Annotated in this window: 12 protein-coding genes; 5 read left to right on the forward strand and 7 right to left on the reverse strand. The window is 68.4% G+C overall.

Going from position 1 to position 9,956, the window contains the following annotated elements:
• On the reverse strand, positions 1-484 hold a 484-nt coding region (locus tag QN345_RS11380; protein ID WP_323508666.1), incomplete at its 3' end, for an LLM class flavin-dependent oxidoreductase.
• Positions 485-511: 27 nt separating this feature from the next.
• Positions 512-1,468 (reverse strand): DNA-methyltransferase, encoded by a 957-nt coding sequence (locus QN345_RS11385; protein ID WP_323505157.1) that lies wholly within the window; start codon positions 1,466-1,468, stop codon positions 512-514.
• Between the two features lie 34 nt (positions 1,469-1,502).
• On the opposite strand from QN345_RS11385, the gene QN345_RS11390 reads away from it, so the two are divergent.
• Positions 1,503-1,856, forward strand: coding sequence for a GNAT family N-acetyltransferase (locus QN345_RS11390; protein WP_134449165.1), 354 nt, complete (start codon positions 1,503-1,505; stop codon positions 1,854-1,856).
• 36 nt (positions 1,857-1,892) lie between these two features.
• On the opposite strand, the gene QN345_RS11395 is transcribed toward QN345_RS11390, so the two are convergent.
• Complete coding sequence (locus tag QN345_RS11395) at positions 1,893-2,942, reverse strand: lipoate--protein ligase family protein (RefSeq protein ID WP_134449166.1); 1,050 nt, start codon at positions 2,940-2,942, stop codon at positions 1,893-1,895.
• Positions 2,943-2,951: 9 nt separating this feature from the next.
• Complete coding sequence (locus QN345_RS11400; protein ID WP_134449167.1) at positions 2,952-3,815, reverse strand: alpha/beta fold hydrolase; 864 nt, start codon at positions 3,813-3,815, stop codon at positions 2,952-2,954.
• Positions 3,816-3,905: 90 nt separating this feature from the next.
• On the opposite strand from QN345_RS11400, the gene QN345_RS11405 reads away from it, so the two are divergent.
• Both QN345_RS11405 and QN345_RS11410 read left to right on the forward strand, forming a co-directional pair.
• Positions 3,906-4,382, forward strand: a complete 477-nt coding sequence (locus QN345_RS11405) for a MarR family winged helix-turn-helix transcriptional regulator (protein WP_241975505.1) — start codon at positions 3,906-3,908, stop codon at positions 4,380-4,382.
• Positions 4,379-5,710, forward strand: coding sequence for an MFS transporter (locus QN345_RS11410; RefSeq protein ID WP_323505156.1), 1,332 nt, complete (start codon positions 4,379-4,381; stop codon positions 5,708-5,710). Before QN345_RS11405 ends, QN345_RS11410 begins: the two co-directional genes overlap by 4 nt.
• 154 nt (positions 5,711-5,864) lie before the next feature.
• Here QN345_RS11410 and QN345_RS11415 read toward each other — a convergent pair whose 3' ends face one another.
• Positions 5,865-7,331 carry a peptide MFS transporter gene (locus tag QN345_RS11415; protein ID WP_323505155.1) on the reverse strand — a complete coding sequence of 489 codons (1,467 nt, stop codon included), beginning with the start codon at positions 7,329-7,331 and terminating at the stop codon, positions 5,865-5,867.
• A 127-nt stretch (positions 7,332-7,458) separates the two neighbouring features.
• Here QN345_RS11415 and QN345_RS11420 point away from each other — a divergent pair, with 127 nt between their 5' ends.
• Both QN345_RS11420 and QN345_RS11425 read left to right on the forward strand, forming a co-directional pair.
• Positions 7,459-7,854 carry a sortase gene (locus tag QN345_RS11420; protein ID WP_134449169.1) on the forward strand — a complete coding sequence of 132 codons (396 nt, stop codon included), beginning with the start codon at positions 7,459-7,461 and terminating at the stop codon, positions 7,852-7,854.
• A 153-nt stretch (positions 7,855-8,007) separates the two neighbouring features.
• Complete coding sequence (locus QN345_RS11425; protein ID WP_134562109.1) at positions 8,008-8,598, forward strand: DJ-1/PfpI family protein; 591 nt, start codon at positions 8,008-8,010, stop codon at positions 8,596-8,598.
• Positions 8,599-8,604: 6 nt separating this feature from the next.
• Here QN345_RS11425 and QN345_RS11430 read toward each other — a convergent pair whose 3' ends face one another.
• Together QN345_RS11430 and QN345_RS11435 are read right to left on the reverse strand one after the other, a co-directional pair.
• Positions 8,605-9,372, reverse strand: a complete 768-nt coding sequence (locus QN345_RS11430; protein WP_134560677.1) for a dienelactone hydrolase family protein — start codon at positions 9,370-9,372, stop codon at positions 8,605-8,607.
• Positions 9,369-9,956: FadR/GntR family transcriptional regulator (locus QN345_RS11435; RefSeq protein WP_323508667.1), on the reverse strand; the 588-nt coding region annotated here is incomplete at its 5' end. The genes QN345_RS11435 and QN345_RS11430, both read right to left, overlap by 4 nt.

Here is a 9,956-nt window from a genome sequence, read left to right on the forward strand (position 1 = left end):
GGGCGGGGGAATCGACGAGGGTGTAATGCTCACCGGTGAAGTCATATCGATCGCCGACAGGCGTCTCCCAGAGCCCGGTGACGATTTCGAGCTGCTCCTCGAGCATGCCGAAGCGTTTGGCCGGGAACGGGATGCCATAGGCGAGGTGCTCCTTCTCGAACCAGCCGGTGCCGAGCCCGAGCTCGACCCGGCCTCCCGACATCTGGTCGACCTGGGCGACCTGGATCGCGAGGATCCCCGGCGCCCGGTAGGTCACCGAGGAGACGAGGGTGCCCAGGCGGATGCGGCTGGTCTCACGGGCGAGTCCGGCGAGGGTCGTCCAGGCATCCGTCGGTCCGGGCAGCCCGCCGCCGTCGCCCATGACCATGTAGTGGTCTGAGCGGAAGAACGCATCGAACCCGAGCGCCTCTGTGGCCTGCGCGACCGCGAGGATGTCGTCGTAGCTGGCGCCCTGCTGGGGTTCTGTGAAGATGCGGAGTCTCATCCGTCCAGTCTCCCAGACGGCCCGGAATCAGGACGCGTCGAGGAATTCGACCTCCGGAAGGGCCGCGAACCGGGTGCGCATCACCTGGATCGACTCCGGGTTCTGGTCGACGAGCAGGAAGCGGCGGCCGAGGGACTCGGCGACGGCACCCGTCGTGCCGCTGCCTGCGAAGAAGTCGAGCACCCAGTCGCCCTCGCGACTCGAGGCCTGGATCATCCGCCGCAGGATGCCGACCGGCTTCTGCGTGGGGTAACCGGTCTTCTCCTTGCCCGTCGGCGACACGATCGTGTGCCACCAGACATCCGTGGGCAGCTTGCCGCGCGCGACCTTCTCCGGCGTGACGAGGCCGGGGGCCATGTACGGCTCGCGGTCGACCGTCGTCGAGTCGAAGTAGTAGTGCTGCGGGTTCTTCACGTAGACGAGGATCGTGTCGTGCTTGGTCGGCCAGCGGTTCTTGGACTTCGCGCCGTAGTCGTAGGCCCAGATCAGTTCGTTGAGGAAGCAGTCGCGGCCGAAGAGCGCGTCGAGGAGGACCTTGGCGTAGTGCGCCTCTCGGTAGTCGAGGTGCAGGTAGAGGGTGCCGTCTTCGGCGAGGAGTCGCCAGGCCTCGATCAGCCTGGGTTCGAGGAAGGCCCAGTAGTCCTCGAACTGGTCGTCGTAGCCGAGCAGGTCGCCCTTGATCCGCTCGTAGAGCTGCCCCTTGAACCCCGTGATGGTGCCGGCGGCCGCCAAACCGCCCGCTCGCGGCGAAGACACAGCGACCCCAGTCAGGGGGGCGTCCGCCGATGCCGGGTCAGGGACAGACCCGGTCACCGCAGCCACTCGCACCGAAGTAGTCGTGCGCCGATTCTGCTTGCGACCGGTATTAAAGGGCGGGTCGAGATAGATCAGCGTGAACGCCCCGTCGGGAAGGGCAGGCAGGATTTCGAGGTTGTCTGCACGGACGACACGGTTGGGGGAGGACGGGGACCACGCGGTTGGCATTCCCTCATTGTGTCAGTCGGCTTACTCTATGGGGATGACTACAGACTCCCCGACGACCGAATCGACGACTCCGGCGGATGCGACGACGCAGGATACCGCGCGGCCCACCTTCCGGCATGAGCCGGCCCTCTCCCGGTACAGCCTGCTCTTCGGGGACACGACCGCGGGTTTCGCCGACTATGAGATCGACGGCTCCCGGGTGCTCTTCACCCACGTCGAAGTCGATCCCCGGCACCGGGGCGAAGGACTCGCGAGCATCCTCGTCGAGCAGGCCCTCGACGACATGCGCGAGCGCACTGACCTGACGGTCGTCGCCGTCTGCCCCTATGTCGTCGCGTGGATCGACAAGCACGCCGAATACCAGGACCTGCTGACCCGCGGCCGGTAGCCGCCGTCCCCCCGTCGAGCAGGCCTCGACCGTCGGTCAGGGGACGCGGGCGATCCACTCGTCGGTGCCGAACTTGCTCGCCACGAGCGCCTCGGCGGCGGCGTATTCCGCCTCGGTGATGTCCCCGTCTACCGCCCCGTACAGGGTCGTGAAAGTCTGCTTCATCCTGTCGATGATCTCGGCACGGCTGAGGCCGGTCTGGCTGCGGAGCGGGTCGACCCGTTTGACGGCGCTCGTGATGCCCTTGTCGCTGAGCTTTTCGCGACCGATGCGCAGTACCTGCACCATCTTCTCGCCGTCCATGTCGTAGCTCATAGTCACGTGGTGCAGCACGGCACCGCTGCCGAGACGCTTCTGCGCGGCGCCGCCGATCTTGCCGGTCGGGCTCGTGATGTCATTGAGCGGCTGGTAGTGCGCGTCGATGCCCAGCGAGCGCAGCGCGGTGAGCACCCATTCGTCGAGGAAGGCGTAGGAGTCGGCAAAGGTCATTCCCTGCACGAGCGCGGTGGGAGCGTAGATCGAGTATGTGATGACCGAGCCTGCCTCCATGAACATGGCGCCGCCGCCGCTGATCCGGCGGACGACGGTGAAGCCGTGGGCCTCCGCCTGCTCGGCGTCGACCTCGTTCCGGAGCGACTGGAAGCTTCCGATGACGACGGCGGGCTCCGTCCACTCCCAGATCCGCAGCGTGGGCTTACGCCTGCCCTCGCCGACCTCGATCGCGAGCACCTCGTCGAGCGCCATCTGCATCACCGGGGGCACGGCCTTGGAGTGCACGAGCTGCCAGTCGTAGTCCCGCCAGCCACTCGCCTGCGCGAGGGACCTGCGGATCGCGACCGCCACGGCCTCGGGGGAGAACCCGAGCAGGGTGGCCTGGGGTGGCAGGGCCGCGCGCACCGCGGCGGCGAGCCCTGCAGCATCTGTGCCGGCCGGCAGGCCGGTCACGGCCGCATTGATCGCCCCGAGGGCATCGTCTGGCTCGAGGAAGAAGTCCCCAGCCAGCCGGAAATTGACGATCGTGTCGTCGACGACGTCCAGGTCGACGACCACGAGCTTGCCACCAGGGACCTTGTATTCACCATGCATGAGGCCAGCCTAACCGTCGATCCCGCCGACCCCCGGGGGTAACTGCCTGTCGAGCCAGCCGATCAGCTCGTCGAAGACCTCGGCGCGGTTCGTTTCGTTGAAGACTTCATGCCGGGCACCGGGATATACCACCAGGCGAATGTCCCGCAACCCTGAGCGCCGCGCGTATGCGTTCTTGAGCATGGTTGCGCTGCGCTCCCCGCCAACGGTGTCGTCCCCGCCGACGAGGATCAGGAGCGGGAGGTCGGCCGGCAGTCCGCGCGCCGGACGTCCGAAGAGCCGCGCGGCCTCCCGGAGGCCGAAGAGCTTCGCGAGCGGCGTCATGGTCGTCAGCGGATCGGCGACAAAGGCGTCCGCGACCGCGGGATCACGGCTGAGCCATTCGACGCCCGTCGTTCCGAGGTGCTTGTGCCGCGCATTGAGGTCCCCGCCGTTGAGGTAGCCCGGCCAGCGATAGGCGGTACCGGTCAGGACCACCGCGGCATAGGCATCCGCGTGCTCGTTGAGGATCATCTGCGCCATGAACGAGCCCCAGCTGTGCCCCAGCAGAACGAGCGGCAGGTGCGGGTGCGCCGAGCGGATGATGCCGCTGAGCTGATACACGCCGGCGACCGCGGCCCGCAACCCGCCGGGGCCGAGCCGTCCGAGCCTGGTCGTGTCGCCCGCATACTGTCGCAGCCCGGTCTGCCCGTGGCCGCGGTGGTCGTCCGCGTACACGGTGTAGCCGGCCTCGTTCAGCCGGCCGACGAGCTCGGTATAGCGGTTGGCGTGTTCACCGACGCCGTGCACCACCTGAACGACCGCCCGCGGGCGCGGCACCGGCCAGACGTAGTACTCGAAGGTGACGCCATAGTCATCCGTATAGGTAGGCACGCGGCCAGTCTGACAGAACGGGAGAAGTCTGTCAGAACGGGAGAATTCACGGGAATACTTAGCCTCGCTAAACGGTTACAGTTATGAGTTATGGAATCCATGCTCGAACCGGCCGTGACCCCGCCGGACACCCACGCCGGACACCGGCCGAGCGTTGCAGAGCTCAGCCATGACTTCCGCGTCGCAAACGGTCGCCTCGCCCGCCGCCTGCGCCAGGAGAAGGCCGACAACGAGCTGAGCGCGAGCCAGTTCTCCGCCCTCGGCTCCCTCTTCTTCAACGGTCCATTCACCCTGCGCGAACTCAGCGAGCATGAGCGGGTCACTCCGCCCTCGATGAGCCGCACCGTCGGGGTGCTCGTATCGGCCGGCCTCGTCCACCGGGCGGGCTCCACGGACGACGGCCGCAAGATCATCCTCACCGTGACCGACTCCGGTCGCACCCTCATGCACGAGACCCGCAACCGACGGGATGCCTGGCTCGCCCTCCGCATCGCCAAGCTCAACCCCGAACAGCGCAGCGTGCTCACCGAGGCCATCACCGTCATGAAGGAGCTCACCGACAGTTGAGTACCATGTTCCGCTCCCTGAGCGTCCCGAACTATCGAATCTGGTTCGCAGGCGCCCTCGTGTCGAACATCGGAACGTGGATGCAGCGCACCGCCCAGGACTGGATCGTCCTGACGATGCTCACCGACCACAACGCAACGGCGGTCGGGATCGTGATGGCCCTGCAGTTCGGGCCGCAACTCCTGCTGATGCCGTGGTCCGGCCTGATCGCGGACCGGTTCAACCGGCGCAGGCTCTTGATCATGACCCAGAGCCTGATGGGCGTCCTGGCCCTCGGGCTCGGGCTGATCGTCGTGACCGGCGTCGCCCAGCTCTGGCATGTCTACCTCTTTGCGCTCGGACTCGGGATCGTCGCCGCGATCGACTCTCCCGCACGGCAGACCTTCGTCTCCGAGCTCGTCCCCGACAGCAACCTGTCCAACGCGGTCGCACTGAATTCGGCCTCGTTCAACGGCGCCCGCCTGATCGGCCCGGCCGTCGCCGGCCTGCTGACGGTCGCGGTCGGCGCGGGCTGGGTGTTCCTGATCAACGCCGTCACCTTCGCCGCGACGGTCGTCGCGATGACCCTGCTGCACACGAGCGAGCTGCGCCCCCAGCCGCGGGCGCCGCGGAAGCGGGGCCAGCTGATGGCCGGGTTCCGCTACGTCGCGCATCGGCCAGACATCATCGTCGTGCTGATCGCGGTCTTCCTGATCGGAACCTTCGGGCTCAACTTCGCGATCTTCACCGCAACCATGGCGACGGTCGAATTCCACATGGGCGCCGGCGAATTCGGGCTGCTAAGTTCCATCATGGCCGTCGGCTCGGTCGCGGGCGCGCTGCTGTCGGCCCGTCGCAGCCGCCCTCGACTGCGCCTCGTCGTCGCCGGCGCCGCGCTCTTCGGCGTGGCGTGCGGAATCGCCGCGGTGATGCCCACGTATCTCAGTTTCGCGGTCTCGCTCGTCTTCGTCGGGCTGTTCTCGCTCACGCTCATGACGACCGCGAACGCCTATGTGCAGACCACCACGAAGCCCGCGATGCGTGGCCGGGTGATGGCGCTCTACATGGCCATTTTCGCCGGCGGCACCCCGCTCGGCGCCCCGTTCGTCGGGTGGGTCGCCGACCACTTCGGCCCGCGCTGGGCGCTGGGCGTCGCGGCTCTTTCGGGCATCCTGGCCGCGGGGGCCATGCTGTTCTGGCTGATCAGGTACCGCAGCCTGCGCGTTCGGTACCGCAGAGGGGTCGTGCCCCACATGCAGGTGCACCACGACGGCGACGGACGCGACCACGACCCCATCGACGTGGAGACCGCCACCCGCGAGATCGCGATCATCGAGGCGACCCGCTAGGTCGCGCCCGCGCCGGTTTCGGCAGGCCGCGCCCGCCGTTTCGGGAGCGGGCTGCCGAAAGCGGCGCGGCGGCGACCGCACCGGCGGGGCGACGGATGCCGGAGGACCGGCCAGCGGCATCCGCTCGCCGATACGCAGGGCGGCAGGGACCCCGCTAGCGCACGCCGCCCATGAGGCGGAGCACCGGACGGGCGAAGACCGCGAGCCCGATGCCGAACAGGATCGCGACGCCGCCGATCACGCTGAAGTAGAGCGTCTCGGGGACCTCGGTGTACCACTGGGCAAGCGAACCGGACACGGCAGTGCCCAGGGCGATCGACAGGAAGAACAGGGCGACCATCTGGGTTCGGAACGGCGCGGGCGCGAGCTTCGTGGTGAGCGCGAGGCCGACAGGGCCGATCAGGAGCTCGGCGACCGTGAGCACGAAGAGAATGCCGATCATCGCGAGCATCGGCGTCGAGTTGGCACCGCCGCCCACGAACGGCAGGAAGCCGAGGAAGGCCACGCCCATCACCGCGGTGCCGAGCGCGAACTTGACCGGAGTCGACGGCTGGCGGCTACCCCAGCGGGTCCAGAGCGCGGCGAAGACGCCGGAGAGCAGGATGATGAAGACCGGGTTGAAGGACTGGATCCAGGACACCGGGATTTCCCATCCGAACAAGTGTCGGTCGAGGCGCTCGTCCGTGTAGATCGTGACGACCGTGAACTGCTGCTGGGAGAGCGACCAGAACACGGCGCTCGCGAGGAAGAGCGGGATGAAGGCGTAGACCCGCTTGCGCTCGACGATGCTGATCTGTCGGTTGCGCAGGATGACGACGAAGTAGCTGATCGTCGCGATGACCGTCAGGGCGATCACGAGGGTGACGAGGCCGTCCGCTGTGATCACGCCGACAAGCACGAGCACCACGACGAGCGCCGCGGCGGCAACCGCGCCGACGAGGTAGGGGGTCCAGCGCGAGCGCGGGAGCGGGTTCGGAACCTGGTGCACGATCTCGGGCAGGCTTCTGCGTCCGAAGGAGTACTGGGTGAGCCCGATCGCCATACCGACGGCGGCGAGGCCGAAGCCGAAGTGGAAGCCGGCCGTCGTCTGCAGGAGCCCGGTCAGGATCGGGCCGAAGAACGCGCCGAGGTTGATCCCGAGGTAGAAGAGCGAGAAGCCTGCGTCGAGGCGGGGGTCGTCCCGTGTGTACAGCGAACCGACGACGCTCGTCGCATTGGCCTTCAGGCCACCGCTGCCGAGCGCGATCAGCAAGAGTCCGACGGTCACGCCTGCGACGCCGGGCACGAGGGCGAGGGCGAGATGCCCGAGCATGATCACGATGGCGCTGTAGAACAGCACCCTCTCGCTGCCGAGCACCCGGTCGGCGATCCAGGCGCCCAGGATCGTCGAGAGATAGACCCCTCCGCCGTACGCGCCGACGATGCCGGCGGCCGTCGCCTGCTCGATCCCCAGGCCGCCCTCGGCGGCGGAGTAGTACAGGTACAGGAGCAGGATGCCCTGCATCCCATAGAAGGAGAACCGCTCCCACATTTCCACGCCGAAGATATTGGCGAGAGCTCGCGGCTGCCCGAAGAAGCTGCGGTCTTTGTGGGCGGGGACGGGTTTTTCGACCGTGGTCATCTCTCGACTGTATCCGCTGGCCCCCGGATCAGGGGCATCGGGGACCCTCACGGCGCCGCGCCGGGGCACGATACGATCGTGGTCACAGGGCGAACGAGCACGAGACGTGCGGGCGAGAGAGGGGCGAATGGACGCGCACGACCTCATCGGGCTCATCAGCGAGGTCCTGACCCTCGTCGGGTTCGTCGGAGGCGCCGTCCTCTATGTCCTCGGGCTTGCGATCCGCGGTGTCAAGGGCGGCTGGGTCGCCACGGATGGCGTGATCGCGTCCTCGGGATCGCACACGGTCATCCGCTGGTTCGACCGCTCGGGGGACGTGCACGAGCGAGCCGCGAACACGCACGAGAGCCACCGGCTCGCGCCGGGCGACGACGTGCAGGTCTGGTACCACTCCCGTGACGCATCCCGCGGGGTGACGCATGCCCCGGAATCGGAGGGCAAGGCCCTGCGCCTGACCGGGCTGATCCTGCTCGGCACCGGGCTCGCATCGGCTGTCCTCGGCGTCGTGCTGATGTTCGTCTGAGCCGGCCTGGACCCTTTCCCAGCCGTTCCGCACCGGCCTTCGCCGGTGGCACTTGCCCGGCGCGCCGGTCGGGGGAACACTGAAGGCGTCAACGGACGACCCGTCCGCTGAGTTCAGCAACGTTCAGATTCACACCGTTCAGAGAGGAACGTCATGACCAAGATCCTCATTCTCACCGGCGACGCCGCCGAGACCCTCGAGGTGTTCTACCCTTACCAGCGGCTGCTCGAGGAGGGCTTCGAGGTGCATATCGGCGCCCCGGAGAAGAGGAAGCTCCAGTTCGTCGTCCATGACTTCGTGGACGGCTTCGACACCTACACCGAGAAGCTCGGCCACACCTGGGATGCCGACGTTGCGTTCAAGGACGTCGACCCGGCCGACTACGCGGCCATCGTCGTCCCCGGCGGCCGCGCACCGGAGTACATCCGCAACGACGAGGACGCGAAGCGGATCGTCCGGCACTTCTTCGAACGGAACGCTCCCGTCGCCGCACTGTGCCACGGCCCGATGCTGCTCGCCGCCGCCGGGGTGCTCCACGGCCGCACGAGCTCTGCGTACCCGGCCCTGCAGATCGACGTCGAACTCGGCGGGGGCGTGTTCGAGAACGGCGCGGGCGTCGTCGACGGCAACCTCGTCTCCGGCAGGGCCTGGCCGGACCACCCCAGCTGGATGCGCGAATTCATGAAGCTGCTCGCGGCATCCGGTGTCACTCCCACCGAACCCGCCCTCGCATCGGCTCGCTGAGACCGGTCAGTCGGCGGGCGCGGGGTCCGCGGCCGAGGCGAGGTGCTCGGCGAAGAACGCCTCGATGCGGATCCAGGCGTCAGCGGCGGCCTCCGGGTCGGGGCCGGCGCCGAGGATACGCTGCGTGAGGAAGCGCACCGCGGCCGGGCCTGTTTCGGCATCGTTGAGGAAGGAGTGCCCGGCCGTGGGGTATTCCTTGACGTCGTGCGGCACGCCGGCATCCTCGAGCGCGCCCTCGAGCCGGGCAGCGGCGCCGACGAGAGAGCGGTCCCTGCCGCCATAGCTGCCGACGATCGGGCACGCACCCGCCAGGGCTGCGTCGAGGTCTTTCGGCAGCCGGCCGTAGTTGACGGATGCCGCGGCGAACCCCCGCGTGGCGGCCGCGAGCGCGAAGCCGCCGCCCATGCAGAAGCCGAGCACACCCACCTCACCCGTGCAGTCCGCCCGGGCGATGAGCGCGTGCCGCGCGTTCTCGATGTCGACGAACGCGCGCCCCTCGCCCGCGGTCAGGGCGCGGAAGGTCGCGACGAGGCACTTCCGGGCGCCGCCCTCCGTGAAGAGGTCGGGCATCAGTGCGAGGTAGCCGGCCGCCGCCAGTCGTTCGACCTGCCGGCGCATCACGTCACTGATGCCGAAGGCCTCGTGCACGAGCACAACCCCGGGCCAGGGACCGGAGCCGGCAGGCACTCCGAGCACCGCGCGGAGTCCGGCGCTTCCGCCGTTCGCGGCCGGAAGTTCGAGGTCGATCAGCTGGGGAGCTGGGTTCGCGGTCATGGGGCCTCCTGGCCTGGACGTGCTCGGGTTGGAGGAACCCTATCGCAATGGTTCGCGGTGATGACCTGGTTCCCGGTTGCCTCGGCGAGGGCGAGGTGGAACTGGGCGTCGAGCGCGAGGAACTCGGATTCGGTCCGGCCCGGCGCATCCATCGCGTCGAGGAGCTGCTCAGCCGGTTCGAGCGACGCCGGTTCGAGCGACGCGGGGTCGTGCGCCTCGGCGAGTTCGGTGACGACGGCGGCCTCGAGCACGAGCCTGGTCTTCACGACGTCCTCGACTGGGAAGCCCTGGGCCGCGACCTGCAGTCGCATCAGCGCGGACATCCCGCCGCCGGGAAGCGCCACGATGATCGCCCCCGATGTCGGCCCGGAGCCCGTCGCGGTACGGATGAGTCCGAGCACCTCGAGCACCCGGATGGCCTCGCGCACGCTCGACCGGCCGACGCCGAGGGAGGCGGCGAGGGAGCGTTCGGGTGCGAGGCGATCCCCGGGTCGCAGCCGACCCGAGAGCAACTCGCCCTCGATCGATTCGAGCACGAGTTGCCAGGCCCTGCGCTCGTCGGGGAGTGCGCCCTGCGTGGGCAC

This window comes from Cryobacterium sp. 10I1 (assembly GCF_035019805.1).
GTDB lineage: Bacteria > Actinomycetota > Actinomycetes > Actinomycetales > Microbacteriaceae > Cryobacterium > Cryobacterium glucosi.

Bases quoted from the DNA above. Each gene is read 5' to 3' on its own strand.
- QN345_RS11385 (WP_323505157.1), bottom strand. From the start codon at position 1,468: ATGCCAACCGCGTGGTCCCCGTCCTCCCCCAACCGTGTCGTCCGTGCA.
- QN345_RS11390 (WP_134449165.1), top strand. From the start codon at position 1,503: ATGACTACAGACTCCCCGACGACCGAATCGACGACTCCGGCGGATGCG.
- QN345_RS11395 (WP_134449166.1), bottom strand. From the start codon at position 2,942: ATGCATGGTGAATACAAGGTCCCTGGTGGCAAGCTCGTGGTCGTCGAC.
- QN345_RS11405 (WP_241975505.1), top strand. From the start codon at position 3,906: ATGGAATCCATGCTCGAACCGGCCGTGACCCCGCCGGACACCCACGCC.
- QN345_RS11415 (WP_323505155.1), bottom strand. From the start codon at position 7,331: ATGACCACGGTCGAAAAACCCGTCCCCGCCCACAAAGACCGCAGCTTC.
- QN345_RS11420 (WP_134449169.1), top strand. From the start codon at position 7,459: ATGGACGCGCACGACCTCATCGGGCTCATCAGCGAGGTCCTGACCCTC.
- QN345_RS11425 (WP_134562109.1), top strand. From the start codon at position 8,008: ATGACCAAGATCCTCATTCTCACCGGCGACGCCGCCGAGACCCTCGAG.
- QN345_RS11430 (WP_134560677.1), bottom strand. From the start codon at position 9,372: ATGACCGCGAACCCAGCTCCCCAGCTGATCGACCTCGAACTTCCGGCC.